Raw genomic sequence first — 25,648 nt, forward strand, 5'->3', positions numbered from 1 at the left:
TTGGCGGTGGATAGCCCGGTTGAGCCACCGCCAGTGCATTACTCGACTGATAGATCGCGAAAATACTCTTCGAGAAACTCGACACAAACCCTCAGTTTCGCCGACTGGCTGAGCCTGGTGGGGTACACAGCCCATACGTTCGCACTCTGAGTGTATTCGTGAAGCACTTGCACCAGTCGCCCTTGTTCCAGCATCGGTTTGACGTCCCACATCGACCGCAACAAGATCCCGCCGCCACTCAAGGCCCATTCCAGAACGATCTCACCACTGTTAGAGGACAAAGGGCCGCTGACGCGCACCGACTCTTCCTGTCCATCCTTTGTCAGGTTCCAGACGCCGAATGCGTTATTGCGCTCTTTCAGTACCAGACAATCATGGCCTTTCAAGTCATCCAGCGAGTGAGGCATGCCTCGTCGCTCCAGGTACTCCGGAGTCGCACACAACACTCGTCGATTACTCACAAGTTTTCGGCCCAGGTGCTGTCCCGGCAGGTCATCCCCCACTCGTATTTCCAGGTCGAACCCCTCACCGACGATATCGACGACACGGTCAAATACGTCCAGGCGGATATCGAGTTTTGGGTAGGTCTGCGACAACTTGCAGATGGCTGGCGCTACATGGTTGCGTCCAAAACCGAAGCTGCTGCAAATATGCAGCGAACCCGTAGGTTGTTGCCGCGCCTCGGATATTTCACCAACAAAATCGTCGAAGTCACCCAGCAACTTCTCTGCCCACATCCGGACTCGCTCACCGTCGTCGGTCAACGCGATACGTCTTGTCGTGCGGTGCAGCAGCTTTGTAGAAAGAGTCGACTCAAGTACCGAAATACGTTTGCTGATGTAGGCAGGTGAGTACCCCAGCTCTTCTGCGGCGCTCGCGAAGCCATTTTTTCGAATGACTGTCAGAAAGACTTTCAGGTCTTCGGGCAAGGGAAATTGATCACGTTTCGTGTTCATACGCCTCATAGTTCCGCTATTTATCTCGCTATTTGCGAAGGATAGCATCGAATTACCGAGTGGTAACCAGCGCCTGGTTAACCGTGAGTTCCTGAATCCTCGATAAAAACAACATGAGGAAATAGCGACATGAACAAGTCTTATGAGCCGTCTCTGAAAATCGATGACACCCGTGATAGTGGGTTTCGTCAGCGTCTACGCAGCCTGTGTGCCTATGAAATTGGTGTAATTCCACTACCGATATTTCTCGGCATCGCCGTGATCGTTTATCTGTCGGCTCACTTGGGCTTCTTACCGAAAAACATGATCGGAGGTCTCGCCGTCATCATGACGATGGGCGTGTTCTTCGGCCAACTGGGTTCGCGCCTGCCAATTTTGAAGGACATCGGCGGAGGCGCCATTTTATGCTTGATGCTGCCATCGATTCTGGTGTTTTACGGCTTCTTCGGACCTGCCACGATTGACGCTACAAAAATGCTGATGAAGGAAGCCAACTTTTTGTACTTCGTGATTGCTAGCCTGGTCGTCGGCAGCATTCTGGGGATGAGTCGCTTTATCCTGGTTCAAGGCATGATAAGGATGTTCATCCCTCTGCTCGTCGGAACCCTGGCTGCCGTGGGGAGTGGACTGATCGTAGGCAAACTTGTGGGCTACAGCTTCCACCACACTTTCTTCTTTATCATTGTTCCAATCATTGGCGGGGGTATCGGTGAAGGGATTCTGCCGCTGTCGCTAGCCTACTCAGCGATCCTCGGTGGCACACCGGACATCTACGTTGCTCAATTGGCGCCAGCCGCTGTAGTCGGCAACATCGCGGCGATTATCTGCGCTGGATATCTGGCTCGTCTGGCGCTTAAACGCCCGCATCTGAATGGAGAGGGTTCACTGATTCGTGCCAAAGACGAAAATGACAAATTCCAGGTCAAAGAAGAGAGCGGCTCGGTTATGGATTTCAGAGTGATGGGGGCAGGCGTTTTGGTCATCTGCGCTTTCTTCGTCCTTGGCGGTCTGCTTGAGAAAGTCGTGGGTATTCCTGGCCCTGTCATGATGATTCTGGCAGCCGTACTCTTTAAGTACGTCCGCGTTCTGCCCGAAAAACTGGAAAAAGGCGCAAACACTTTCTATAAGCTGGTTTCCGCCGCCTTCATCTGGCCGGTAATGATCGGCCTGGGCATGCTGTATGTCCCACTTGATAGCGTCGTAAAAGTCTTTTCTATCGGCTATGTATTGGTCTGCGTATCCGTCGTGGTCTCAATGACCGTCGCAGGTTTTTTCATCGGCAACTTGATGAAAATGTACCCCATCGAATCAGCCATCGTGACCTGCTGCCACAGCGGCCTTGGCGGCACCGGGGATGTTGCGATCCTGTCGGCGTCCAATCGTATGTCGCTGATGCCGTTTGCACAGATCTCTACGCGCATTGGCGGTGCTTCGACGGTGATCCTGGCGACTATTCTTTTGCGGATGTTTGTTTAATAGCGAGTCCATAGGACTCATTCCTTAACCCTTCAATTAATACAATGGTGTTCACTTTCCGGTGAACACCATTTTTTTTACCCGGCAAAAATGGCATCGAAGAATTCGTCTCGGCGGTACACGGTGTTGCAAGTAGATATAGCATTCGACGCGATTGAAAACCCCGAGCCGAATGTCAGCTTTGGGTTGTGGATTCAACCGGTCGATGCAACAGACTGGCTAAATCGTTCAACGGGCGTTTCGTAGTTTAGTGTTTTCCGAGGGCGGCTATTTAGCTGCCTTGCCACCTCATTGAGCGTTGCTTGCGAGATTGGGCCAATTGCCGGCGCAGCGTTGACCCACTACCAGTAACCGCTGCATCTTGGATCAATGATGTTTCGAATGGTGGGTCAATCTTGCGGTAACAACTCGACCACTACAGTGAGAGGTTGAGGTAGGTTAAAACCTGCTGGAAGGGCGACTGTATCCAGCTCGTTCGAGCAGTCGACTAGCCTCGGTGATGTCGAGCCGCTGACGCTCTGGATCCATGAGATCCGTATAAAAAAGGGCACAGCCACCAACAACATGACCGCTCCAGTACGAAATCTCTCTATCTGCTCTACCGATTATCCGGCGAAGGATCTGTTTGAGTGTTACTGCTCGAGAGATAGCTACGGTATGGGGATTGCCCTTGGCAATATAGTCATCCAGATCCAACCGTATGGGGAGTCGCAGACCTTCCATGTGATCGGCCAGATCGAGGACGATATTGAAAGAAATGTATTGGATTCTTACATCAGGAAGGTCAGTGGTCAGAATTCGGTTCAAGACATTGTCACGACCTCGGTCTGTATTGTAGAGGCTGGTTCCCAAGCCTTTCTGAGAGGATTGAACAACCACGATATCGGCGTGTTGTGTCCAGCCCGAGTCGTCCATGACAACGGCATATTCAGCAACGAAGGGTTGGGAATGGTTGCCTGCATAAATAATCTGTTTCACATAGGCTCTCGTCGAAAAATGGCGTAAAAGCGCTAGTTGCTTAGAAATGCCACAAGCTTGCTGCCGAACTCTGTAGTTTGTTTGGACAGGCAACTTTCGCGGCTTAAGATCATCTCCAGCTGCCTTATCTCAACCAGCCCTTTCTGATATAGATCGGTCCATACGGTATCTAGGATTTCGCGCCGCCCCGCCAGATCTGGCATAGCCGAATGAATGATCTGCGATAGGGAGATCGCTGTGGGGTATGGCTCGGGGAGATTGTTTTCCGCAAACCAGACGGAAGGAGCTTCAAATAGTTTTAGTAACCGGATGTGAGTAACCGTGCAAACATCCACAAAACTCAGGAAAATTTGGCGGTAGTCGTCACTCGGACAGGCGGGTAATGCAGCGTTGATCGCCGCATTGCGCAGGGCTTCAAGCTTTTCTTCCTGGTGATTTCTGAGGGATATATTACAAACCTCGGCAACGGTGCTAATGAACGCTTCGTTTTCTTGAAGCCCTTCTTGCGTAACCACCCCCTGCTCGATGAGATGATTGATGGCTTCGCCGATGTCCCGCATGACATCGGTGCGGCGCTTATTCAAGGGCGCTTCAAGCACTGAGTTAAAGACTTCTAGGCAGACAGAGCCAACAACGGGGATCGCACCAATCGCGATCCTTCCAGCACGGTGAAACTTCTCGGCGACAGGTTCAACTGTAGGGTCCAGCCCCGCTAAATCTACTGAATCCATTCTGAAATTCCTCCTCTTTGGAGGATAAGGTACAAGCATATGTCGGCGTTGTCAGGGGGAGCGTCGAAACACTGGGGGCGAGTCGGTAGCACTTGATATCTGGCGTCCGCTGCGACACGTTGTGCTGCGCTGGTGCTACCTGATGGGGCAGAGTATTCAAGTACCGATTTGACGCGGTTTCGACTTCTCCGACACCGATGGAACCCAGCCTCAATGGGCTGACTCAAGCAATCCAATCGCTGTGCATGACCGATACTGGCCGATGGTAGCCCTTTGTGACCGGCAGAGAACGGCCAAAAGCGGCCACTGGAACGTCGTTTGTAGAAGATTAAGCCCAGGGCCGCACAAATATGCAGTCAGCAATTGACTTCATCTTGCGAGACCGCCATACCTGTTTTTTCCAATGTAGCGGAGGTTAAGCTGACAATGGTGCGAGTGGATGCAAACCTGATAACTGACTGGCAAACATTCCACAGTGTTTTCGCAGAAGAGTTCGGCTTTCCTAGCTTCTACGGCCGCAATATGGACGCTTGGATTGATTGTCTTTCATACCTCGATGACCCCAGCGCAGAAATGTCGTCTATCCACGTTCAAAGCGGACAAACGCTTTCATTGATCATCGACAATGCCCAGAATTTCAAGCACCGCTGTCCTGAACAGTTTGAAGCGCTTGTGGAATGCGCAGCTTTTGTGAACTGGCGAGTCGTCGTTGCTGGCGCCCCCCAACTCCTGGCACTTGCTTTCAATGTTTAAGTGCTCGTCCATAGGGGTGTTATCAACGACTGTGATAAGGCGAAAATTTGAATGTCCTGACAGGCAGAAAACGGCCAGAAGCGGATGTTCAATACGGATTAGCGACGACCCGTTCTCAGCTTCAGGGCGCGTGCTGTATCAACACAAAATTCGTTCCCGCGTACTCGTCGATAGATCGAATGCTCCGGATCGATTATTCGGGAATCCCCGTCACCGTATGCACTACACGCATCGCACAAGCAGGTCGCGCTCCTTCAGGGTTAAGCTGTTCGCATTTCTTTAGCAGCGGGTAAGCATCGGCAAACTTCATCGCCGCCACCTTTTCAGCGTGTTGCTGCGAAACGAAACAGTGTTCGAACCGATAGGCGGCATACACCTCGGGCTGTAGAGCCGGATGATCGTAAACTTCGTCGACGATACTCTTCAGCATCCGGGACATCTGCACGTTGGCCTCGGGGGAAATCCTGGTGAGTAGATCGTCCTTAGCGACGCCCGCCTGCCTCGCCCCAATAACCTGCTTCGATGCGCCGATCGACGCCTGCATCCCCTCCGGAAACGGGCAACCAGAAGCACCCAATACCGATGTCGAAGTCATGCAACTCAGTAAAATGAAAACTGCGGCCATCCTTGTCATGGAACTCCTTCGTTTGAAGTCGGCATTGTCGAAAAGACGATGCGGATTTTAATCGATGCCAATTGAGTTCGCGTTACATAATCCTTGTCCGCTATGGGGTTGAAAGCCGCCCCTCTTCTGCCCGGCCGGCCCCACTGCGCATTCTCACCGGCCAGCATCCTCAAAGATGCCACAGCAGTTTTACCGGGATTGCGATGGAGCGCACCAATAGCGATCAGCCCCCTGCAACGTGACGCTACCTGCCCGCAGCAGGTGAATATGCCCGCGCTGGTCAGCGCCATCGTATGACGCCATGCCGCAAAGATTGCCGTTGTAAAACAGGCTTGCGCACACGCCGAACTGCGACAACAACGTAGACAAGCGATCCATAGGCAATCTCCGGCGCTTCGTGCATCACTGACAACACCCCGCCCCAACACGGCAAAAACACGAGGCCTTAATCTCCACATCCGCCCGGGCCATGGCCAGATCAAGGCGCGTCTTGGCGGCGGCCGCTTCGGCATCCAGACCCAGTCGTTTCAGGCATTCCACATAGCCGTGCAGGCTCCACACATTGTCCAGATGCCAGGACGCACGGCTGAGTGTGTTGTCCAGTCCCAGATCGGCTCGATAGACCTGCAACGCTTCTTCTACCCTGCCCTGCTCCAGAAGCAACGCGCCCAGTGCATGCCTGACCGGTTGCATCCAGCCCCATGGCTCGTCGTAAGGCAGGTTGTCGTCCAGAGACAGTGCCTGGCGCAAGTGGGCGAAGGCGTCGTCGTAATTGCCTTTACGGTACTCGAATTCCCCGCGCAGCATGCCGGCGGCAACCGCCAGAATGTCGGTGCATTTATTGTTGAAGAGGTAGCGGGTGTCCGGCACTCGGGTCCAGGCTTCGAGGAGTAGACGTTGTTCGGCTTCTGCGGCGGCGATATACCCGGTGGCCGCATGCGTCACGCCTCTGGCGTAATGCAGCATCGCTGTGGTGACGCAGTACAGCGCCTGGTCGTTCGGCAGCGGCGTGGCGAGGATGTCTTGCCATTTGCCGAAGCGAATCTGCACGTGGACCTTCATCGACACGAAGCCTTCCAGCCAGTCGGCCATGGGCGGCTGCTCCACGCGCAGCAGTTCTTCCCTGATGGTCGACATCAGTTGATCGGCGGCTTCCAGGGCCGGTTGGTACTGCCCGAGGAACATCGCCGAATAGAGTTTGAAGTGGTAGTTGTGGCATCGATACAAGGTATAGAAGTTGAGCGGTCCTTCCCGTTCCAGGTATTTGCTGTCAGCCAGAATCGCCCGGCTATTGGTGACCATGGCCCCACGGTAATCACCGCAGAGCACGTCGATGTGCGACGGCATATGGCGCAAATGTCCTGCATCCGGCACCAGGTCACGCAGGACATCACCGGCGCGCAATGCCCGTTCCGGGTAGGGCGACATTTCCAGGGTGTGGACGTACATGTGCAGCACGCCGGGGTGCGGCGCATCGCCGTGCTGCTCCATCCGCCGTAGCGCCCGTTCCAGTACGTCTACCGTTTCAAGCGTGTCGGCGCCCGGCGCCGGTTTACCGGTTTTCAGGTCCCACAATTGCCAGGGAGTGCGGTCGATCAACGCTTCGGCAAACAGCGCAACGACATCGGGATCTTCGGGAAAGGCGTTGTAGACATCGCGCATGGACGCGGCGTAGGCATCGTTCCAGGTGAAGAGTTGGTCGAGGCTGGTGGCCTGATCGGCCTGGTAGCGTTGCTCCAGCGTGTGGATCAGCGCCTGTTCCACCGGTGTTGCGCCGTCGATATGCGCCAGCGCGGTTTGCGTCGCCAGTCGGGCCTGGGCCACGGCCTCTTTCAACTCCTGTTCGATGAAGGCATCCCAACGCTTGTTGTAGTTGGGGCCCGAAGCGTAAGCGATGCCCCAGTAGGCCATCGCGCAATCGCGGTCGTGTTCGATCGCCTTGTGGAAACAGCGTATGGATTCGTCGTGGTTGTAGCCGTAGCACCACAACAAGCCACGATCGAACCAGCGCTGGGCCTGGGACGAGTGGGTCGTCACCGGGCGGCTGTAGGTGCCCAAATCGTAATAGTCGTGCATCGATTTATCCTCTCGACCAGAGAGGTCCAGCATACCCCCGCGGTTCTGGCTGAGCGGTAGAGCCGACGACAGGAGGATCATTGCCGGCGTCGATAGTCACCATCACCTCAATGAAGTTCTCATAAAAAATCTGCGGCGTAACATCAGCCCCATACCCAACAACTACACCCCGGAGCACACCATCATGAAACGCCAAATCCTTCTCAGCATCGCTTTCTCGGTTTTTGCAGTTAACGCTTTCGCTGCTACCTCTGCTCACCCAGTTGTCGCTGAAGGCGGCTCGGATCGTCTGATTGAAAGTCGTGTGGCTGAGGGTGGCTCGGATCGTTTGATCGAAAATCGTGTGGCTGAAGGTGGTTCCGACCGTCTGATCGAGAAACGTGTTGCCGAAGGTGGTTCGGATCGTCTGATCGAAAACCGCGTTGCCGAAGGTGGTTCGGATCGTCTGATCGAGAACCGCGTCGCTGAAGGTGGCTCCGATCGTCTGATCGAAAACCGCGTTGCCGAAGGTGGTTCCGACCGTCTGATCGAGAACCGCGTTGCCGAAGGTGGTTCCGACCGTCTGATCGAAAACCGCGCTGCATAAATGAATAGCTTTACCGAAGCACTCAACGAAAAGCCCGGCCTGACAAGCCGGGCTTTTTCGTGCACAAAATAAATCGATCCCTGCTTAATGCCGCCGCCGCACCTGTGATACATAACACCTGATTGTGAGTCCCGTACCCAATGAGGTTTGCCCATGCTCCACTCCCCACGCTTACCACAACTGCTGACCTGCGCCGTCCTCGGTTTACTCGCCGGCAGCGCGCAGGCCGGTGCACCATCCCCGGCACCCGATAGCTTGCAACCGCTGCTGGTAACGTTGAACGAACGCCTGAGCATTGCTGATCTTGTGGCGCTGACCAAGTGGGACAGTGGCAAACCGATCCAGGACAGTGCCCGGGAAGCACAAGTCATCGCCAACGCCAGGAAGCTGGCCGTTGAGCACAAACAGGACCCGGACGAAATAGCCGAATTGATCGCCGCACAGATTGAAGCCAACAAGCTGGTGCAGTACGGGTTGGTGGCCCAATGGCGAGCGGCTGGCAAGGCGCCTGACACGCCGCGGCCAGACCTCGCCAATCAAATCCGGCCACAGCTCGATGAGCTACAAAACCGCCTGTTGCAGCAATACGCCGCCTTCGCGCCCTATCGCAATGACCCGCAATGCGCGGACTGGCTAGCCAAAGAACGATCCAGCCTGATCAAGGACGGTCTGCATGGTCAGGCACTGATCCGCGCCACCGGGGAACTGTGTGTCGCTGATCGATGACAAGGTAACCAAACAACAAAAATACAGGAGTTGAAAATGTCTGAACTGAAACTGCATCCCAAGGCCGCAGAATCCCTGAACCAGTGGCACGACATGATCAGCAAGGGTGACTTGAGCGCCTTGCCCGGTTTGTTGGACCCACAGGCGATATTCCGCTCCCCGATGGCTCACACGCCTTACCCGGGTGCGGCCGTGGTATCGATGATTCTCAACACGGTCATCGAGGTATTTGAGGACTTTGTCTACCACCGGGAACTGTCGACCGCAGACGGGTTGAGCGTTGTCCTGGAGTTCAGCGCCAACGTCGGCGGGAAAGCGTTAAAGGGCATCGACATGATTCGCTTCAATGAACAAGGAAAAATCGTCGAGTTTGAAGTGATGGTCCGTCCCTTGAGTGGCCTGCAAGCCTTGGGCGAGCAAATGGGACAACGCCTTGGCGCTTACCTGGCGGCCAGCAAAGCCTGATGACAATACCTCGCCTTGCGCGGGGTGCTGCAGGTGGCCGACAGGAAGCTCGGCCACCCTCGCAGAAGAAACTCAGCGTCCATCACGATCGCGATAATCGACCGGCACAAACGTGAAACCACCGTCGCGTTCAGCCCGAACATGACCCAAGCCTGGGAAAGGCAAGTGAGCGCCCGCCACCAGTTCACGCTGAGAAGCGGCAATAGCGAACTGTTTCTCGCGCTGGGCCGCCGCTTCTTTGGGCGATACGTCGTACACAATCGTGATCTTCGGTTTAGGGAATTGCACCGACGCGACGTGAACAATGTCACCGATGAACTCGATCGACTCACCCTTGCTCTCGAACTGATAGAAGCTATGGCCAGGCGTATGCCCAGGCGTTGGAATCGCCTTGACGCCCGGGAACAGCTGGGTCACGCCGGTGAACGCAACGACTTTGCCCGCTTTAACGTAGGGTTCGACCGTCTTCACCGCTTGCTCGAAGTACTTCTTGTCGTAGCCATTGACGCCGTGGATGTTCGCCGGATCAAGGAACAGGTCCATGTCAGGCTTGCCCACATGAACGGTTGCATTCGGGAAGACCCGCTGCCCCTCGTTCACCAGACCACCGCTATGGTCACTGTGGATATGGGTGAGCAAGATGTCGTCAATCTGCTCAGGCGCATAGCCCGCCGATTTCAAACTACCGAGCAGCTTGCCGCCCTTCCCTGGACCGAAGAGCGCACCGGAGCCGGTATCGACCAACACAAGTCTGCTGCCGGTATCGATCAGGAAGACATTGATCGATACCTCAACCGGACTGGCCAGGAATGCATGCTTGAGCAAGCCGTCCGTTTCAGCCGGGGTTGTGTTGGTCAGCAGCGCATGCAGATCCTGTGGCACCGTACCATCGGACAGAGCGGTCACCTGAAAATCGCCGACGCGGTAACGATAAACACCGGGAGCTTGAGCATGAATTTGTGCGGCAGCCACCGCGGGCGTCGCCTGAGTATCGGTTGCCGCATTGGCACCCGAAGAAAAAGTGCCAGCGAGCGCTATCGAAGCCGCCAGCGCACTCGAAATAAAAAAACTGTTCACTCGCATAGGTCTCTCCTTGCCGAAATCGGTACAGTCCAGACTCTAAAGCTTCATCGTCGCGGCAGTGAGTTACCTTTCCCTATACGAGGTATATCGAATATGGATATCCGGCGTTCGGATCTCCCGTTGCTCATTTCCCTGGACGCACTCCTTGAAGAGCGAAACGTCACACGCGCCGCCAAACGACTGAACATCAGCCAGCCAGCGCTATCAACGCAGCTAAGTCGGTTAAGAGACCTGTTTAATGATCCGCTGCTGGTCCCCTCGCAAGCGGGTCGGGGCATGGCGCCCACTGACCGCGCACTGGCGATTCAGTCGCGCCTGCATCAGGCGTTGCTGGATCTTCAGGGCGCAGTGGCGTCGAGTGAAGACTTCAAGCCGCTCACTGCCAAGCGCGATTTTGTCGTTGCCGTGAACGACAATATCTTCACGCTGGTGGGACTGTCCGTCGCGCAGTCGGTGTTGGCGCATCAGGCGCCAGGCATACGCCTGAGCTTTATTACGCCGATAGAAGCGAACCTGACGTACAGGATGGAACGAGGTGAGATTGATCTGTATGTCGGCCTTGCGCGACAAGTGCCTGAGGCATTGAAGTCCAGATTCTTGCTCAAAGACGAGTTTCGATTGGCGCAACGCAAGGGGCATCCCCGAGGCACGCAAAACCCTGGCGTCGAGGAGTACTGCAAGCTTGCTCATGTCATGGTTTCCCAGGAGGGTAAATTCAAAAGCAGTGTGGACAACGCGCTGGAAGGTTTGGGGCATCAACGCCACGTGGCGTTGACCGTCTCCGGCTACAACCAGATAGCCCTCGTACTGGGCGATACCGACTGTGTAGCGACGCTGCCCAGTCGACTGCTGCAACGTTATGCTGGCGGTCTGGATATTTTGCCCCTGCCTTTTCATCTGCCCGCCTTTGACGTTGCCATGGCCTGGCATCCCAGGTCGCATGAAGACCCGGCGCATCAATGGCTTCGCGAGCATTTCATTCGTGCGGCCGAGCAACCTGCTGCTGTGCGGCCACCGGAGAACGGGTGAACCGTTACACCGATGCCTCGGCTCCCGGCTTGGTGTTAAATAGAGCGCGTAAAGCTGCGCAACGAGAACATCTATGAATACCCATTTTGAGATAAGTGATGCCCTTGATCCAAAGACCCAGCGAGATGGAAACATTCACCCCCTCCCCCATCAGCAGACGGTGGTAACAGCATGATCGAGGTCACCGAAGTTTCCATTGCCGAACTGCGTGCTGCGCTCGAGTCAGGTCGAACCACTGCAGTTGAGCTGGTCCAGGCCTATCTCGCCAGGATTGATGCCTACGACGGTCCCGACACGCCCACCGCCCTCAACGCGGTGGTGGTTCGAAACCCCGAGGCGCTGAACGAGGCGCAGGCGTCCGATGCCCGTCGGGCCAAGGGCGAAACGCTAGGTCCGCTCGACGGCATTCCCTATTCGGCCAAGGACAGTTATCTGGTGAAAGGGCTCACTGCCGCCTCTGGCAGTCCGGCCTTCGCGAACCTGATTGCTTATCGCGATGCGTTCACGATCGAACGGCTTCGCGCTGCTGGTGCGATCTGCCTGGGCAAGACCAACATGCCGCCGATGGCAAACGGCGGCATGCAACGCGGGGTCTATGGCCGTGCGGAGAGCCCGTACAACGCTGACTATCTCACCGCTCCCTTCGCCTCGGGTTCATCGAACGGCGCCGGTACCGCAACTGCCGCCAGCTTCGCGGCATTCGGCCTCGCGGAAGAAACCTGGTCGAGCGGACGCGGCCCTGCATCGAACAATGGTTTGTGTGCCTACACGCCTTCGCGCGGGGTGATTTCGGTGCGAGGCAACTGGCCGTTGACGCCGACGATGGACGTTGTCGTGCCGTTTGCCAGAACCATGGCCGACCTGCTCGAGGTGCTCGACGTGGTGGTGGCGGATGATCCCGACACCCGTGGCGATCTGTGGCGCATGCAACCCTGGGTGCCGATTCCGAGTGTCGCCTCAGTGCGTCCCGCTTCCTATGCCGAGTTGGCCGTGAAGTCCGATGCACTGGCAGGAAAGCGCTTCGGCGTGCCGCGCATGTACATCAACGCGGATCCCGATGCGGGCACGAGCGATGCGCCAGGCATCGGTGGTCCGACAGGGCAGCGAATCATCACCCGTCCTTCCGTGATCGGGCTCTGGGAAGTGGCACGCAAAGCACTCGAAGCCGCTGGCGTCGAAGTCATCGAAGTCGATTTCCCGCTGGTCTCCAATTGCGAGGGTGATCGCCCGGGTGCACCGACCGTATTTACGCGAGGCCTGGTGTCCAAAGAGTTCTTGCATCATGAGTTGTGGGACCTGTCGGCCTGGGCGTTCGATGATTTTCTGCGGGCCAATGGCGATCCCAAGTTGAACCGCTTGGCCGATGTCGACGGACCGCTGATTTTCCCCCACGACCCGGGCACTCTCCCCAATCGGGAGGACGACCTTGCCGCAGGCATGGACGAGTACGTGAAGATGGCCAAGCGCGGCATCACACCGTGGGACCAGATCACCACCGTGCCTGACGGACTGCGCGGACTTGAGCAGACACGTCGAATCGATCTTGAGCACTGGATGGATCGGCTGGGACTCGATGCGGTGCTGTTCCCGACGGTGGCCGACGTGGGTCCGGCGAATGCCGATGTCAATCCGAAGTCTGCGGATATCGCGTGGAGCAACGGCGTCTGGGTCGCCAACGGCAATCTTGCCATCCGGCACCTGGGCGTTCCCACGGTCACGGTGCCGATGGGCGTCATGCCCGACATCGGCATGCCCGTCGGGCTGACATTCGCCGGTCGTGCCTATGACGATTCGACGCTGCTGCGCCTGGCGTCGGCGTTCGAATCGATCGGGTCAAAACGATTGATCCCGCCTCGAACCCCACCCTTGCCGGTTGGCCAACAATAGAAAGGGCGGGATTGGAGCTTTACACGCTCCAATCCCGTCCACTGGTTGAACGTGGAGATCTTGCGGGCGATGTCCACAAAGGGCGTGACGATCAGGCTATAGAGCGTCAGGTAACGGTCGTGGTCCTGTTTGCCGGTGCCGAACTGAATAGGCTCGGGCGTCGAGTGTGTGACGTAGAGCGTGCCGAACATCCAGTCCCAGAGTGACAGGTTGATACCGAAGTTCTTGTTGAAATGTCGGGGCGCGTCACTGTGATGAATCTGGTGTTGCGCCGGGCTGTTCAGTACATGCTCGACCACAGGCCCGAAAGACAGCCAGACATGGCTGTGACGCAGATTGGCAGCCAAGGCATTGAGGATCAGGACCATATAAGTCACGCCGAACAAGGTGTACCGGCTGATCTCCCCGCCACAGGCGTACCAGAAGACACCGGCAAAAGCGCCGAGGAAGACGGTGTCAGTCAGTCTCTCGACCATTTTTTCCACAAAGTGAATCCGGCTTGCCGTTGCCGGCACCAGGACGGGCGCGGAATGATGGACTTTGTGGAACGCCCACAGATACCGGGAATGAAAGGCGCGATGGCCCCAGTAATGGATGAAGTCTTGCACCAGAAACACGCCCAGCCCGTAGAGCAAGGAAAGTAAGAGGTTCTCCCCCACCTGCACGCGCGCGCCCCAAAGATTGTTGAAAAACGAGATGTAGTCGCCGGAACGCAGGACGTACGGATCGACCAGGCCAACAATGGGCAGCACCAGCGCGACCTTCAGGATGGCCCGCACGAAGTAGTACCGGTAATCCAGCAACGCCGAGGGATGAAAATGAACCCGGTGCCCGCCGATGAACTGCCAGAAAGAACGTGCGTCGGTCAGCCCGCGATATTTTCTGAAGCGGTACAGGGTGTAGGCGATGCTGTAGGACACGCAGAGAAACACGACGCTGAAGCGGCCGTTCAGATCGAAAATGCCAAGGAACTGATCCGTGACAGGCTCGATCACCCACTTGATCAGGCCGTCATACAGAAGCGCGAAAACATCCATTAACGGCTCCCCCCCGTCAAAAGGGGGGGATTGTAAATCAGATCAGAACCACCGGGTGCTCCGCGCCTGGCGAATGCCCTCGAAAGTCGCGAAGTCCTACTGCGGCTGAAACGTCTGAAGGTACGCCAACAGGTTGTCGATCTTTTCCGGGTCACTGAGCCCCCAGAAAATCATGCGGGTGCCGGGCACCACTTCTTTTGGAGCTTCCAGGTACGCGGTCAGTGTTTCGCGGGTCCAGACGATACCGGCGGATTTCATCGCATCGGAATACTGGTAATCCGTGGTGCTGCCCGAAGGGCGTCCAAAAATGCCATTGAGCTGCGGCCCGAATGAACCGCGCGCCGACTCCCCGACCTGATGGCAGCCGCCGCATATCCGCTTGAACAGTGTCGCACCCGCTTCAGCATCGCCGGCCGCGTGTACTTGCGTGCTGAACACCCCTGCATTGAGCATCAGGGCGAAGGTGAGTACGGCGGTTTTCTGCATGTTCTGCTCCCAATCATCTGTGGCTTGGCGCAAGTGAATCAACTCGCACCCGGTTGAAACTTCTTCCTGTACGCCGCTGGCAGCAAACCCACTCGCTGGCGGAACAGTCTACGGAACGAATTACCGTCTTCGTAGCCCACGGCGTAAGTGATGCTGTCGAGTGTCATGCGGGTGGATTCAAGAAGCTGTTTGGCCTTCTCCAGACGCAGGGTTTGCAGGTAGGTAATGGGCGTGTAACCGGTGGCCTCCTTGAAACGCCTTTTGAAGTTCCTGACGCCGAACCCGAATCGCTGGGCGACGTCATCAATCAGCAGCGGCTGTTCGAAGTGCTCCTCCAGCCAGTGTTGAACCCGCAGGATGTCGCCATCCCCATGGTTCTTCGGCAATGACCACATGACGTACACCGATTGCTCGCTGCGCACAGCGTCGACCAGCAAGTACTTGCTGCACTTTTGCGCCAGTTCCAGTGAAGCGAACCGGCGCACGAGGTGCAGCAAAAGATCCATGGCGGCACTCGCGCCCCCGCACGTGATCACGCGATTGTCCTCGCAGAGGATCTGCGTCTCCTCCAGACGGACCTCGGCATACCGACGACGAAACAGGTCTGCAAAGGCCCAGTGCGTGGTAGCACGAACGCCATCCAGCAGGCCCGTTTCGGCCAGCATGAACGCCGCCGTGCACATCGACGCCACCACGGCACCCTGCGCATGCTGTTGACGCAGCCACGGCCCATAAGCTGAAAAGGCCGGCAAGGCATCCTTCAAGGTGAAGAGGAATCCGGGGATCAGCACCAGGTCGGTTCGCGGGATCTCGGCGGTGGACAGGTCCACGCGCAACATCTGCCCTCCCCACGCGGCGACATCACCACCCTCAAGCGAGGCGATGACCACTTCAAAAGGCGCGCCGGCAGTGTCTGCAAACAGGTTGGCGGCTCTGAGCACTTCCACGGCCATCGTGGCGCTGGCGGCGGAACATTGATCCGCCAGTAAAAGCGTGACGTGCATATATGATCCTATTGCGCTTTTCGCATGAAAAAAGTCATTTGCGCACCTACCTTACCCGATCCTTCCGCCCTAAAGTGCACCGGTCATTCAATCATCGGCGTACTTATGAATCTCTGGTTCCGACTTTTCCTCATGCTGTTTCGTCGTCCATGGCGCAAGCCCGTTGACGCCTTGGCCACCACCATCGTCCACATGCGCGTCTGGCCGCTTGATCTCGACCTCAACCGGCACGTTACCAATGGCCGGTATTTCACCCTGGCCGATATCGGACGCATGGACTATGTGCTGCGCAGCGGCGCATTCCGGGTGGCGCTTCGCAATAAGGCCGTGCCTATCGTCGGGGACACCTGGGGCAAGTTCCGGCGTGAGCTGAAATTGTTCGAAGCGTTCGAGATTCACACCAGGATGCTTGGCTGGGACGATAAGTGGAGCTTTATGGAGCACCGCTTCGTGAGCAAGGGACGCGTGGTCGGTGTGGTGGTGATGCGGGGTCTGTTCCGCTCTGCCAAAGGCACCGTTCCACCTGGCGAGTACGCCCGGGAACTGGGCTTGGCTGAACAGTCGCCGCCGATGCCGACGTGGCTGACAGACTGGTCGCAAAGCTGCAATGACATGAGCCGTGAGCTTCGAGAGGAAGAAGGACAGCCTGCACGGCGCCCGCAGACCGTCGAATAAATTCGACGCGCCCGCTATCCGCTGACAGCCTCAAGCGCACACTCTATCCTGTGCACCCCGAATCTACGCTTGCCACGATTTCATCGGAGACATCAGTGCCGCCCCTGACCGCCCGCGAGGTTTACCAGCAATTGCGCGACGCCGCGCTGGAAGTTCGGCTTCTGAAGCGCCTCGACGAACAACCCGAGCCCGGCCAGGTACAGGTCGATATCGAGGGCTGGCGTCTGACCCTCGACTTCGACGGCACTCGCCTGCGCCACTGCCAACGTTGCCAAAGCCCGGACGGTCGCGAGGGCGCGCTCGACAGTTGGCAACGTTACGGCACTGATCCGGTCAGTTTGCTCAGCACTTGGGAGCTGGCGCAGATCGAGCGCCTGAGCACTGCACTCACTCAATAACGCCCTCAAACCGCTTCAACGAAAACGCTGACAAGTCCAGGTCACTGCTGCCCCGCGCGCACCACTGTGCCAGCGCCTCGCCCAGCGCAGAGGAATGCTTGAAGCCATGCCCCGAACAGGCGGACACCACCAGGGTATTTTTCAGTGTCGGGTGCTCGTCGATGATGAAATTGCCGTCCGGCGTGACGGTGTAGGCACACACCGCCGACTTGACGACCCGCGAGCTGACGCCCGCAATCTTGCCGCGCACATGGGTGTCGAACATCTCGCGTGCTTCGGCGTCGCTGACGGTTCTGTCCAGCGTGTCGGGTGAAGTCTCTTCGCTGTATTGCTCGGTGCCGACCTTCAGGCTGCCCTCGCCGGGCAACGGTGGGAAACCATAGACAGAGTCTTCATCGCCTGGCCCGTGAGAACAAATAAAGGTCGGTGACAGCGGTGCGAACCGGGCATTTTCCTCCAGCTCGAACCAGAACAGCTTCTGACGACACACCCGCAGCAACCGATCGAAAGGCTCGCCGAGCAAGCCCTGCGACCACATGCCGGCGCTGATCACGACCTTGTCGGCAAGGAGGGTTCGCTGATCGGTAATGACGGTGACGCCCTGCTCGTCCGAGGTGATTTGCATGACGGTTTCGCCCTTCAGCAGCGTCGCGCCCAGTTCCTCGGCGAGCTTGAGCTGTACCGCGATGCAGCGTTCGGGCCGGAGATAACCGCCGCCCGGTTCGAAATAGCCGACTGCCGTGTCCAGCACCGGTGAAAACTGCGGGAATCGCTGACGAATCTGTCCCGCCGACAACACCTCGTGCTCAATGTCATAGGTGTTCGCGAGATGAAGGGTGCTGTGGGTGAAGTCACGTTCATCGTCAGCGTCATACGTGGGGCTGGAGGTCATGACCAGCACACCACACTGCTCGAACAATGACTCACCGGACAGCGCTTCGAGCTCGCGCCAGATTTTGTGGGAATTGCGGACGATGGGCAGATACTCGGCGCCTTCCCCGACCGAGAGCCGGGTGATGCGCGTATCGCCATGACTTGAACCTTGATCGTGGGGAGGATGGTGGCGGTCGACACCCACCACCTTGACGCCGGATTTCGCCAGCTGATACAGGGTGGCTGCGCCCATTGCGCCCATGCCGAGAACCGCTACTTCACATCGAAGATCCATCTATGCCCCCGCCGAAACCGGCTCGTTGAAAAGCCACCAGCATAGGCCAAGGATTGCTCCTTTGGGTTGCCAGGGCTTTTCAGTATTCTCGGGGGCACAACTCAGGTGATCAAAAACGCGGTTTGACCGCCTTCCACTCCGGTTTGTAACGCTGCATCTGTTTCACGTCATCGCGCTGACGAATGCCGCAAGTCAGGTACTGGTCGTGCAGCTTGCCCAGTTGATCGTGATCCAGCTCCAGGCCCAACCCGGGCGCACGGGTGATTTTCACGCAGCCATCGACGATGGGTATTTTGCCGCCCTTGATCACCTCTTCATCCGGTTCCTGCCACGGGTAATGCGTGTCGCAGGCGTAATCCAGATTGGGCACCGCGGCGGCGACATGCGCCATCGCCATCAGGCTGATGCCCAAGTGCGAATTGGAATGCATCGATACGCCAAGGCCAAAGGTGTCGCACATTTTCGCCAGCGCCTGGGTGTCGCGCAGGCCGCCCCAGTAATGGTGATCGGCGAGGACGATCTGCACGCTGTTCAACGCCACGCTGCGGCGGAACTCATCGAAGTCGGTGACCACCATGTTGGTCGCCAGCGGCAGGCCGGTGCGCTTGTGCAGTTCGGACATGCCGTCGAGGCCCGGCGTCGGGTCTTCGTAATATTGCAGGTCATCGCCCAGCAGTTCGGCCATGCGGATCGAGGTTTCCAGCGACCAGTTGCCGTTCGGGTCGATGCGCAACGGGTAACCGGGGAAAGCCTTTTTCAGCGCCTTGATGCACGACACTTCGTGCTCCGGCGGCAGCGTGCCGGCCTTGAGCTTGATGCTCTTGAAACCGTTGGCCTCGATCATGCGCCGCGCCTGGGCGACGATCTGTTCCTCGTTCAGCGCTTCACCCCAACTGTCGGGTTTGTAGGGTGAATCGACATGCTGCGCGTACTTGAAGAACAGGTAGGCGCTGAACGGAATCTCGTCGCGAATCGCCCCGCCCAGCAAGTCCACCAATGGCACGTTCAACGAGTGCGCCTGCAAATCCAGGAACGCCACTTCGAACGCCGAATACGCGTTGCTCACCGCTTTGCTGGCATGGGAACCCGGCGCCAGTTCCGCACCGGCAATGCTCGCGGGTTTGTTCGCTGCCACCGTGGCCTGCACGATGCGGCGCAGCTGATTGAGGTTGAACGGGTCGAGGCCGATCAACTGGTCTTGCAGTTGCTGCTGGATCAGCAGCGCCGGGGCATCGCCGTAGCTTTCACCCAGGCCAATGTAGCCGTTGTCGCTTTCAATCTCGATGATCGAGCGCAGCGCAAAAGGTTCGTGGATACCACTGGCATTCAGCAGCGGCGGATCACGGAAAGCGATTGGGGTGACGGTGACTCGTTTGATTTTCAAGAAGCTGCTCCCTTTGAACCTGAACTCAAGGCTTGATGGCGGATGGATTTTTTGGCTGCTGTGTCGACGGCAGGTTTGTCGGTCAGCGCGCGGTGCGCATCGCCACGCGGTGCAGTGCGGGCGAAAAAGATCACCACGGCCGCGACCAGTGACGTGGCCGCCAAACCGTAGAGGCCGCCTTCGATGGAGCCGGTTTTTTGCTCCAGGAAACCGAACGCTGTCGGGGCAACGAAACCGCCGAGGTTGCCGATGGAGTTGATCAAGGCAATCACCGCGGCGGCGATGCGAGCGTCCAGATAGCCTTGCGGTATCGGCCAGAACAATGCCGAGGCGGCCTTGAAACCAATGGCGGCAAAACAGATGGCAACGAAGGCGAAGATCGGCCCGCCGGTGGTGGACATGAACATGCCGAACGCGGCGATCACCAGGGTCAACGCAACCCAGGCTTGCTGGTGTTTCCATTTGCTGGCCATGGCGGCGAAGCCATACATCGCGATGATCGAAATGATCCACGGAATCGAGTTGAACAGGCCCACCTGGAAGTCGCCGAGGTTGCCCATTTTCTTGATCATGCTCGGCAGCCAGAACGTGGCGCCGTAGATGGTCAGGGCGATGGAAAAGTAGATAAAGCAGAACAGCGCGATCTGCTTGTCGGCCAGCAGCTTGAACATCGACGGCTTGACGGTTTGTGTGGCTTCGCGGGCCTGTTGTTCCAGCGCGATGGCGTCAACCAGTGCGTCCTTTTCTTCGGCGCTCAGCCATTTCGCCTCGCGCGGATGGGATTGCAGCCAGAACCACACAAATCCACAGAGCACGATCGAGGCAAAGCCTTCGATCAAGAACATCCACTGCCAGCCATGCAGGCTGAAACCGCTGACGTTCAACAATGCGCCGGAGACAGGACCGGAGATCACCGAGGCAATGGCCGAACCGCTGAGGAAAATCGCCATGGCCTTGCCGCGTTCGGTCGACGGCAGCCATTGGGTGAAGTAGTAAATGATGCCGGGAAAGAAGCCCGCTTCGGCGGCACCGAGAACAAAACGCAGCACATAGAAGCTGGTTTCGCCGCGCACAAACGCCATGGCCATCGCCGCCGCCCCCCAGGTGAACATGATGCGCGTCAGCCAGGCGCGAGCGCCGTAGCGTTGCAGCAACATATTGGAGGGGACTTCGAAGATCGCGTAACCGATAAAGAACAACCCGGCGCCCAGGCCGTAGGCTGCCGCGCCAATGCCAAGGTCGGTTTCCATGTGGCTGCGCACGAAGCCGATGTTGACGCGGTCGATGTAGTTGACGATGAACATCACCACGAACAGCGGCAGCACATGGCGCTTCACCTTGGCCGCGGCGCGGGCGAGTACATTCGGGTCCGGCGGACTCTGGACGGTATTCAAGGGGCAACTCCCAATCATTGTTTTTTTAGGGACAGGCCGATGATGGACGCAGGTATTGATCCCGTCTAATCTAACTTGGCATTCGATTGATACCTGGATTAGATCAATGTTCGAACTGACTCAACTGCGCTGCTTCACCACCGTGGCGACCGAACTGAATTTCCGCCGTGCCGCCGAACGGTTGAACATGACCCAACCGCCCCTCAGCCGACAGATTCAACTGCTGGAACATCACCTAGGCGTCGAGCTGTTCACCCGCACCACCCGCAGCGTCGCCCTGACCGCCGCCGGCCGCGCCTTCTTCATCGAAGCGCAGAACCTGCTGGAGCGCGCCCAGCAAGCCGCCGTCACCGCCCGCCGTTTTGCCGAGGGCGACATTGGCTCGGTCAACATCAGCTTCGTTGGCAGCGCGGTGTATGAATTCCTGCCCAAGGTCATAGCCGAAGCACGGCTCAAGCAGCCGCATGTGAAAATCGACCTGACGGAGATGAACACCTACCAGCAACATGAAGCCCTGCGTGCGCGGCGTATCGATCTGGGCATCGTTCGAGCGCCGTTGCTGGAGCCGGGATTCGCCACCGAATGCCTGGTGCGCGAGCCGTTTGTATTGGCGGTGCCGAGCAGTCATCGGCTGGCGAGTGCAGAAACCGTGTCGGTCAAAGACCTCGATGCGCAACCGTTCCTGATGTACTCCCACGCCGCCTACCCGCCGTTCAACGAACTGCTGACCGGCATGCTCCGCTCTGCCCGCGTCGCCCCGGAATACGTGCAATGGCTGGGCTCATCGTTGACCATCCTGGCGCTGGTCAACGCCGGAATGGGCCTGGCCCTGGTGCCTCGCTGCGCCACCAGCGTGGTGTTCAAGAACGTGGTGTTTCGCGATATCGATTTGGGCGAAGGTGTGCAGAGCGAGCTGCATCTGATCTGGCGCGAGAACAATGACAACCCGGCGTTTGCGATGTTGCTGGAAGGCATTCGAAGGGCTGTGCGGGAGGGATGGGGCGTTTGAGTTTGGCGTTGCCTGGTGTTTCTTTGGGGTCATCGACCACGTTGGTCAGTAGCGGCCCTTCGTGATCTACAACTATCGGCCAAGACCGGTCCGTGGACACTCTACTGGCGAAACAGTAGCTTATGCAGCAAGCGAGAACTGATGTGTAATCTAGGTCCGTTTTCAACCGCGCTTGTGCATTCCCTTCGCGTCACATCTTGGACGGAAACGAATGAACCCAACTCTCCATAAGGCAGCTAATGGTCATCTGGCACTTGATTTCAACGAGTTGTCAGACGCTTGTTGGCCATCGATAGCTGAAGATCTGATCAAACTTCGAGGGTTCAAACGGGTGGGTTCACCCGTCATAGGTATCAGTGAACAAATTCACCAAAATTTCCAGTGTGCTGAGTTCAACCTGGCGGCCGGCTGGGACAATTGGTCTGGACATTACTTGCTTTCAGACTCTGTGGCGGGTGATGTATTTCTGCAAAAGCTATTCGACCAGGTCCGCGCCTGACAGGCGGCTCACGTCATCCAAACAGCAGATTGGGAGTGCGTGTCTGAGCGTTTGCGGATGGCTGCAAAGGGTCGTTTTCAGCTGGTCGCGATAGCCAGCAATCGGCCCAGAGTGTGTAAAAACGCTTCGTCAAAATTGAAGTGCGCGCGTCTACGTTAAATCTGAAATTTATCGGCACGTCAGCAGATGTGGATTTCGCGCAGAAGCGCGATTTCCAGTCCGGTTTTGAGTACCTGTCGCGCTCGAAAACGTTTTTACACAGCCTCGGCCAAAAGCAGTCGTTGAGAAGGTTGCGTTAGTACTGGTAATGGCACTGAACTATTAGCTAGGCTTTTCGCTTTTATGGAGCGCAGTAGATGCCTGTTTTTGAAATCTCACCACTCGAAGCCATTGGTCCCGTGCGGCTTGGCGTACCACGCGCTGTAGCGAGGCAAACAATGGCTGCCATTGGATTCCCACTCGAGAACTCCCACGACGGCGTTGATTATTTTTGCGAATCCTGCATGCAGTTTTCCTACGGGCCAAGCGATGAAGTCTGGTTTATTGGTGTCTGCGGAAACCCGAATTTCACGTTCGTGTTCAAGGGCATCGATGTCTTCGCGCGCTCTGCCACCGAAGTGTTTTCATTGATGGCTGCTTCAGATAATTCTGGCCCTCATGATTTCACCTCATATGAATACTGGTTTCCAAACCAAATCCTCTCACTGTGGGATGCGGATGAACAATACGACCGCCAGGAAGGAGAAAGCCGCGAGGTCTGGGGTCAGATCGGAATCGGAAACAGCGCTTACATGGCAGCCATTCGCGCTATTAAGAAAAAGGCTTGATGGACCATACCTTTACTTTAAATGAGATGGTTTGAAGGACAGCTTTGGGTCGATCGCTGCCCTTCGCCACAGACGGCAATCAGCCTGAAGCGGACGTTCAAACCAAAGGTAATGCGATGAAGAGAAAAGCAAGCATGACTGCACTTCTGGCCAGTAAAGCAGCCTCCCAGCCTGTGCCTGACTGGACGTTTGATTCTGATCGCATGATCCGAATACTCGGTTGTAATTCGATCATCGAAGTACTTCGCCGCATCAAAAACGGTGGGCCAGAATGGGCGCATCGTAACGTCACCATTTGGTTTTCCGGGCCATCAAATGCTTGGGCTCTGGTGTACTCGCTTCAGGATGCCAGTGCCCCGTACTTTGACTTCATGTACACCCGCAAAGAGCCACCTCAGGAAGCCCTGTCCGCACTGCTAGGGAAGTACCCACAGTGCACCGTTATCGATTGGTCGCCCGGACGCTTGGCCTGCATCAGGGCTAAGGGTGTGGATGTTGAGACGCTAGCGGAAATTATCCGCGATGTCGCTGAAACGGCTTGGGATGAGCGCATCACGGTCGTCGATGCTTCGTACGAGGAAATGGGTAGTGCGTGACTCAAGAGCGGACGGTCGACCTTAGCTCCAAGGAATGGCGAGCTACCAGGGCTTGCCGGAGTTCAAAGTCGAGTACCTCGTGAAGAACCAAAAAAAGCCCCGCACTTCAACCGAAGGCGGGGCTTTTGATCTGGCTGGCGTCACTTCACATCGGTTACATCGCGGTATGGAAAATCTGCTCGATCTCGTCCTGATTGGCAGGGCGCGGATTGGTGAAGCCGCAGGCGTCCTTCATGGCATTGGCTGCCAGGATCGGGATATCGTCGGCCTTGGCGCCCAGTTCGGCGAGACCGCTCGGAATACCGACATCCGAAGACAGTTTACGGATGGCGGTGATGGCCGCGGCGGCACCTTTTTCCGCATCCAGATGCTGGGTGTCGACCCCCATTGCGTTGGCGATGTCTTTAAACCGGGCCGGGCATACGCTGGCGTTGAAGCTGGCGACATGGGGCAGCAGGATCGCATTACAGACGCCGTGTGGCAGGTCGTAGAACCCACCCAGTTGGTGCGCCATGGCGTGGACATAGCCCAGCGAAGCATTGTTGAAGGCCATGCCGGCAAGAAATTGCGCGTAGGCCATATTTTCCCGGGCGGCCATGTCGTCACCCTGGGCAACGGCAGTGCGCAGGTTGGCCGAAATCAATTCCACGGCCTTGAGTGCACAGGCGTCGGTGATCGGCGTTGCCGCAGTCGACACGTAGGCTTCGATAGCGTGGGTCAGCGCGTCCATGCCGGTGGCGGCGGTCAGGCCTTTGGGCATGCCTGCCATCAGCGAAGGATCGTTGACCGACAACAGCGGGGTGACGTTACGGTCGACGATGGCCATTTTCACGTGCCGGACTTCGTCGGTAATGATGCAGAAACGGGTCATTTCACTCGCCGTGCCGGCGGTGGTATTGATCGCGATCAACGGCATCTGTGGCTTGGCGGATTGATCCACGCCTTCGTAATCACTGATGTGCCCGCCGTTGGCGGCGCACAGGGCAATGCCCTTGGCGCAGTCATGGGGTGAACCGCCGCCCAGGGAAATAATGAAATCACAGTCGCTGCGACCAAGCAGCTCAAGACCTTTCTCGACATTGCTGACCGTCGGATTCGGTTTGGCACCATCAAACAGGGTGGAGTTGATGTCCTGCTGGGCCAGAAGGCTGGCTACTTTGGCAGCCACGCCAGCTTTGGCCAAGCCTGCATCAGTGACGATCAAGGCTTTACGGAAACCATATTTGCGGATGGCGAGCATCGCTTCGTCGAGACTGCCAATGCCCATCATGTTCACGGATGGAATGAAGAAGGTGCTGCTCATGATAATTCCTCTTTTATTCTGGAAACCCGGAAATCAGGTGAGGTCTTCTACTCATATCGCAGGCTGTGAGGCGGGTCTGATTGTCATCATTGATGAAGTTCAGCGGGAGACGTGCTGCATCAAGTGTTCAGGCGAACAGTGTTTTAAGATGCAGAGGTGGATGGGCCATCGCAGCCGGTATCTTTTGATCATGGGATTGAGCCTAAACCTATGACGCCAGACTGGAATGGTCCTTTAGCTTTCATTGGCACCTCCTTTAGTACTGGGAGGTAATGCGCCGCGACAAGGCCGGCGCGAGACCTGTGGGAGCCGGGCAGATCTGGCCGACGCATACGGATCAATCGACCGATTGAATCCACAGCCAAAAGCAGCTTCTGACGACGAACCCGGCCCTTGCGCAGTGGTCCAACCAACTGATGGCGGCGCGATTGATCAAAGGCCTTGGGCCTGGTTCATTCAAAAGCGACGCTTTGCAATTCACACACATCAGGGTGCGC

Annotated in this window: 27 protein-coding genes; 13 read left to right on the forward strand and 14 right to left on the reverse strand. The window is 57.1% G+C overall.

Annotated elements, in window-relative coordinates:
* Positions 1–38: 38 nt before the first annotated feature.
* On the reverse strand, positions 39–956 hold the full coding sequence (locus AC3IUE_RS21450) for a LysR substrate-binding domain-containing protein (protein ID WP_489263677.1): 918 nt from the start codon (positions 954–956) through the stop codon (positions 39–41).
* Between the two features lie 129 nt (positions 957–1,085).
* Between AC3IUE_RS21450 and AC3IUE_RS21455 the strand changes: the two genes are divergently transcribed.
* Positions 1,086–2,432 (forward strand): 2-hydroxycarboxylate transporter family protein, encoded by a 1,347-nt coding sequence (locus AC3IUE_RS21455; protein WP_489263678.1) that lies wholly within the window; start codon positions 1,086–1,088, stop codon positions 2,430–2,432.
* 438 nt (positions 2,433–2,870) lie between these two features.
* Here the strand turns inward: AC3IUE_RS21455 and AC3IUE_RS21460 are convergent, their stop codons facing one another.
* Positions 2,871–3,410: a hypothetical protein gene (locus tag AC3IUE_RS21460; RefSeq protein ID WP_489263679.1), complete on the reverse strand. Its 540-nt coding sequence runs from the start codon at positions 3,408–3,410 to the stop codon at positions 2,871–2,873.
* A gap of 32 nt (positions 3,411–3,442) precedes the next feature.
* Complete coding sequence (locus AC3IUE_RS21465) at positions 3,443–4,141, reverse strand: hypothetical protein (RefSeq protein WP_489263680.1); 699 nt, start codon at positions 4,139–4,141, stop codon at positions 3,443–3,445.
* Positions 4,142–4,567: 426 nt separating this feature from the next.
* On the opposite strand from AC3IUE_RS21465, the gene AC3IUE_RS21470 reads away from it, so the two are divergent.
* On the forward strand, positions 4,568–4,894 hold the full coding sequence (locus tag AC3IUE_RS21470) for a barstar family protein (RefSeq protein WP_489263681.1): 327 nt from the start codon (positions 4,568–4,570) through the stop codon (positions 4,892–4,894).
* A gap of 193 nt (positions 4,895–5,087) precedes the next feature.
* Here AC3IUE_RS21470 and AC3IUE_RS21475 read toward each other — a convergent pair whose 3' ends face one another.
* The 3 genes from AC3IUE_RS21475 to AC3IUE_RS21485 form a co-directional block, all read right to left on the reverse strand.
* Positions 5,088–5,528: a hypothetical protein gene (locus AC3IUE_RS21475; protein ID WP_489263682.1), complete on the reverse strand. Its 441-nt coding sequence runs from the start codon at positions 5,526–5,528 to the stop codon at positions 5,088–5,090.
* A gap of 180 nt (positions 5,529–5,708) precedes the next feature.
* Positions 5,709–5,897 carry a hypothetical protein gene (locus AC3IUE_RS21480; protein ID WP_489263683.1) on the reverse strand — a complete coding sequence of 63 codons (189 nt, stop codon included), beginning with the start codon at positions 5,895–5,897 and terminating at the stop codon, positions 5,709–5,711.
* 24 nt (positions 5,898–5,921) lie between these two features.
* Positions 5,922–7,595: a hypothetical protein gene (locus AC3IUE_RS21485; RefSeq protein ID WP_489263685.1), complete on the reverse strand. Its 1,674-nt coding sequence runs from the start codon at positions 7,593–7,595 to the stop codon at positions 5,922–5,924.
* A 184-nt stretch (positions 7,596–7,779) separates the two neighbouring features.
* Here AC3IUE_RS21485 and AC3IUE_RS21490 point away from each other — a divergent pair, with 184 nt between their 5' ends.
* From AC3IUE_RS21490 to AC3IUE_RS21500, 3 genes are all read left to right on the forward strand, one after another.
* Positions 7,780–8,181: a hypothetical protein gene (locus tag AC3IUE_RS21490; RefSeq protein WP_461999099.1), complete on the forward strand. Its 402-nt coding sequence runs from the start codon at positions 7,780–7,782 to the stop codon at positions 8,179–8,181.
* Between the two features lie 153 nt (positions 8,182–8,334).
* The gene (locus AC3IUE_RS21495; protein ID WP_489263686.1) at positions 8,335–8,907 is read left to right on the forward strand and encodes a chorismate mutase; all 573 of its coding nucleotides are present in this window, start codon (positions 8,335–8,337) and stop codon (positions 8,905–8,907) included.
* A 36-nt stretch (positions 8,908–8,943) separates the two neighbouring features.
* On the forward strand, positions 8,944–9,372 hold the full coding sequence (locus AC3IUE_RS21500; RefSeq protein WP_056743778.1) for a nuclear transport factor 2 family protein: 429 nt from the start codon (positions 8,944–8,946) through the stop codon (positions 9,370–9,372).
* Positions 9,373–9,444: 72 nt separating this feature from the next.
* On the opposite strand, the gene AC3IUE_RS21505 is transcribed toward AC3IUE_RS21500, so the two are convergent.
* A complete protein-coding gene (locus AC3IUE_RS21505) occupies positions 9,445–10,455 on the reverse strand; it encodes an MBL fold metallo-hydrolase (RefSeq protein WP_489263687.1) in 1,011 nt (336 codons plus the stop codon).
* A 93-nt stretch (positions 10,456–10,548) separates the two neighbouring features.
* Here AC3IUE_RS21505 and AC3IUE_RS21510 point away from each other — a divergent pair, with 93 nt between their 5' ends.
* Both AC3IUE_RS21510 and AC3IUE_RS21515 read left to right on the forward strand, forming a co-directional pair.
* Positions 10,549–11,484, forward strand: coding sequence for a LysR family transcriptional regulator (locus tag AC3IUE_RS21510; protein WP_489263688.1), 936 nt, complete (start codon positions 10,549–10,551; stop codon positions 11,482–11,484).
* Positions 11,485–11,655: 171 nt separating this feature from the next.
* Entirely contained in the window at positions 11,656–13,371 is a 1,716-nt protein-coding gene (locus AC3IUE_RS21515) for an amidase (RefSeq protein ID WP_489263689.1), read from the forward strand.
* Here AC3IUE_RS21515 and AC3IUE_RS21520 read toward each other — a convergent pair.
* The 3 genes from AC3IUE_RS21520 to AC3IUE_RS21530 form a co-directional block, all read right to left on the reverse strand.
* The gene (locus AC3IUE_RS21520; RefSeq protein ID WP_489263690.1) at positions 13,266–14,408 is read right to left on the reverse strand and encodes a sterol desaturase family protein; all 1,143 of its coding nucleotides are present in this window, start codon (positions 14,406–14,408) and stop codon (positions 13,266–13,268) included. The two genes, AC3IUE_RS21515 and AC3IUE_RS21520, sit on opposite strands and share 106 nt — an antisense overlap.
* 96 nt (positions 14,409–14,504) lie before the next feature.
* Positions 14,505–14,894, reverse strand: coding sequence for a c-type cytochrome (locus AC3IUE_RS21525; protein WP_046046740.1), 390 nt, complete (start codon positions 14,892–14,894; stop codon positions 14,505–14,507).
* A gap of 38 nt (positions 14,895–14,932) precedes the next feature.
* A complete protein-coding gene (locus AC3IUE_RS21530; RefSeq protein WP_489263691.1) occupies positions 14,933–15,898 on the reverse strand; it encodes a GlxA family transcriptional regulator in 966 nt (321 codons plus the stop codon).
* Between the two features lie 105 nt (positions 15,899–16,003).
* Here AC3IUE_RS21530 and AC3IUE_RS21535 point away from each other — a divergent pair, with 105 nt between their 5' ends.
* Positions 16,004–16,573 (forward strand): acyl-CoA thioesterase, encoded by a 570-nt coding sequence (locus tag AC3IUE_RS21535; protein ID WP_489263692.1) that lies wholly within the window; start codon positions 16,004–16,006, stop codon positions 16,571–16,573.
* 95 nt (positions 16,574–16,668) lie between these two features.
* Positions 16,669–16,971: a DUF7693 family protein gene (locus AC3IUE_RS21540; protein ID WP_489263693.1), complete on the forward strand. Its 303-nt coding sequence runs from the start codon at positions 16,669–16,671 to the stop codon at positions 16,969–16,971.
* On the opposite strand, the gene solA is transcribed toward AC3IUE_RS21540, so the two are convergent.
* The 3 genes from solA to AC3IUE_RS21555 all read right to left on the reverse strand — a co-directional run bounded on the left by solA (position 16,961) and on the right by AC3IUE_RS21555 (position 20,917).
* Complete coding sequence (gene solA, locus AC3IUE_RS21545) at positions 16,961–18,139, reverse strand: N-methyl-L-tryptophan oxidase (protein WP_489263694.1); 1,179 nt, start codon at positions 18,137–18,139, stop codon at positions 16,961–16,963. The two genes, AC3IUE_RS21540 and solA, sit on opposite strands and share 11 nt — an antisense overlap.
* A gap of 109 nt (positions 18,140–18,248) precedes the next feature.
* Positions 18,249–19,523 carry a glucarate dehydratase family protein gene (locus AC3IUE_RS21550; protein ID WP_056743766.1) on the reverse strand — a complete coding sequence of 425 codons (1,275 nt, stop codon included), beginning with the start codon at positions 19,521–19,523 and terminating at the stop codon, positions 18,249–18,251.
* The gene (locus AC3IUE_RS21555) at positions 19,520–20,917 is read right to left on the reverse strand and encodes an MFS transporter (protein ID WP_489263695.1); all 1,398 of its coding nucleotides are present in this window, start codon (positions 20,915–20,917) and stop codon (positions 19,520–19,522) included. Before AC3IUE_RS21555 ends, AC3IUE_RS21550 begins: the two co-directional genes overlap by 4 nt.
* A 106-nt stretch (positions 20,918–21,023) precedes the next feature.
* Here AC3IUE_RS21555 and AC3IUE_RS21560 point away from each other — a divergent pair, with 106 nt between their 5' ends.
* The 4 genes from AC3IUE_RS21560 (at position 21,024) to AC3IUE_RS21575 (ending at position 23,848) form a co-directional block, all read left to right on the forward strand.
* Positions 21,024–21,926, forward strand: a complete 903-nt coding sequence (locus AC3IUE_RS21560; RefSeq protein ID WP_489263696.1) for a LysR family transcriptional regulator — start codon at positions 21,024–21,026, stop codon at positions 21,924–21,926.
* 211 nt (positions 21,927–22,137) lie between these two features.
* Positions 22,138–22,425: a hypothetical protein gene (locus AC3IUE_RS21565; RefSeq protein ID WP_489263697.1), complete on the forward strand. Its 288-nt coding sequence runs from the start codon at positions 22,138–22,140 to the stop codon at positions 22,423–22,425.
* A 356-nt stretch (positions 22,426–22,781) separates the two neighbouring features.
* Positions 22,782–23,252 (forward strand): hypothetical protein, encoded by a 471-nt coding sequence (locus AC3IUE_RS21570; protein WP_489263698.1) that lies wholly within the window; start codon positions 22,782–22,784, stop codon positions 23,250–23,252.
* Between the two features lie 134 nt (positions 23,253–23,386).
* The gene (locus AC3IUE_RS21575; protein WP_489263699.1) at positions 23,387–23,848 is read left to right on the forward strand and encodes a hypothetical protein; all 462 of its coding nucleotides are present in this window, start codon (positions 23,387–23,389) and stop codon (positions 23,846–23,848) included.
* 154 nt (positions 23,849–24,002) lie between these two features.
* On the opposite strand, the gene yiaY is transcribed toward AC3IUE_RS21575, so the two are convergent.
* Positions 24,003–25,151: an L-threonine dehydrogenase gene (gene yiaY / locus AC3IUE_RS21580; RefSeq protein ID WP_489263700.1), complete on the reverse strand. Its 1,149-nt coding sequence runs from the start codon at positions 25,149–25,151 to the stop codon at positions 24,003–24,005.
* Between the last annotated feature and the right edge of the window lie 497 nt (positions 25,152–25,648).

This window comes from Pseudomonas sp. GL_093 (assembly GCF_057837605.1).

Coding starts and splice junctions, on each gene's coding strand:
- AC3IUE_RS21465 (WP_489263680.1), bottom strand. CDS start 4,141: ATGGATTCAGTAGATTTAGCGGGGCTGGACCCTACAGTTGAACCTGTC.
- AC3IUE_RS21575 (WP_489263699.1), top strand. CDS start 23,387: ATGACTGCACTTCTGGCCAGTAAAGCAGCCTCCCAGCCTGTGCCTGAC.
- AC3IUE_RS21535 (WP_489263692.1), top strand. CDS start 16,004: ATGAATCTCTGGTTCCGACTTTTCCTCATGCTGTTTCGTCGTCCATGG.
- AC3IUE_RS21505 (WP_489263687.1), bottom strand. CDS start 10,455: ATGCGAGTGAACAGTTTTTTTATTTCGAGTGCGCTGGCGGCTTCGATA.
- yiaY (WP_489263700.1), bottom strand. CDS start 25,151: ATGAGCAGCACCTTCTTCATTCCATCCGTGAACATGATGGGCATTGGC.
- solA (WP_489263694.1), bottom strand. CDS start 18,139: ATGGATCTTCGATGTGAAGTAGCGGTTCTCGGCATGGGCGCAATGGGC.
- AC3IUE_RS21450 (WP_489263677.1), bottom strand. CDS start 956: ATGAACACGAAACGTGATCAATTTCCCTTGCCCGAAGACCTGAAAGTC.
- AC3IUE_RS21525 (WP_046046740.1), bottom strand. CDS start 14,894: ATGCAGAAAACCGCCGTACTCACCTTCGCCCTGATGCTCAATGCAGGG.
- AC3IUE_RS21480 (WP_489263683.1), bottom strand. CDS start 5,897: ATGGATCGCTTGTCTACGTTGTTGTCGCAGTTCGGCGTGTGCGCAAGC.
- AC3IUE_RS21520 (WP_489263690.1), bottom strand. CDS start 14,408: ATGGATGTTTTCGCGCTTCTGTATGACGGCCTGATCAAGTGGGTGATC.
- AC3IUE_RS21485 (WP_489263685.1), bottom strand. CDS start 7,595: ATGCACGACTATTACGATTTGGGCACCTACAGCCGCCCGGTGACGACC.
- AC3IUE_RS21510 (WP_489263688.1), top strand. CDS start 10,549: ATGGATATCCGGCGTTCGGATCTCCCGTTGCTCATTTCCCTGGACGCA.
- AC3IUE_RS21470 (WP_489263681.1), top strand. CDS start 4,568: ATGGTGCGAGTGGATGCAAACCTGATAACTGACTGGCAAACATTCCAC.
- AC3IUE_RS21530 (WP_489263691.1), bottom strand. CDS start 15,898: ATGCACGTCACGCTTTTACTGGCGGATCAATGTTCCGCCGCCAGCGCC.
- AC3IUE_RS21560 (WP_489263696.1), top strand. CDS start 21,024: ATGTTCGAACTGACTCAACTGCGCTGCTTCACCACCGTGGCGACCGAA.
- AC3IUE_RS21500 (WP_056743778.1), top strand. CDS start 8,944: ATGTCTGAACTGAAACTGCATCCCAAGGCCGCAGAATCCCTGAACCAG.
- AC3IUE_RS21515 (WP_489263689.1), top strand. CDS start 11,656: ATGATCGAGGTCACCGAAGTTTCCATTGCCGAACTGCGTGCTGCGCTC.
- AC3IUE_RS21455 (WP_489263678.1), top strand. CDS start 1,086: ATGAACAAGTCTTATGAGCCGTCTCTGAAAATCGATGACACCCGTGAT.
- AC3IUE_RS21570 (WP_489263698.1), top strand. CDS start 22,782: ATGCCTGTTTTTGAAATCTCACCACTCGAAGCCATTGGTCCCGTGCGG.
- AC3IUE_RS21495 (WP_489263686.1), top strand. CDS start 8,335: ATGCTCCACTCCCCACGCTTACCACAACTGCTGACCTGCGCCGTCCTC.
- AC3IUE_RS21475 (WP_489263682.1), bottom strand. CDS start 5,528: ATGACAAGGATGGCCGCAGTTTTCATTTTACTGAGTTGCATGACTTCG.
- AC3IUE_RS21565 (WP_489263697.1), top strand. CDS start 22,138: ATGAACCCAACTCTCCATAAGGCAGCTAATGGTCATCTGGCACTTGAT.
- AC3IUE_RS21490 (WP_461999099.1), top strand. CDS start 7,780: ATGAAACGCCAAATCCTTCTCAGCATCGCTTTCTCGGTTTTTGCAGTT.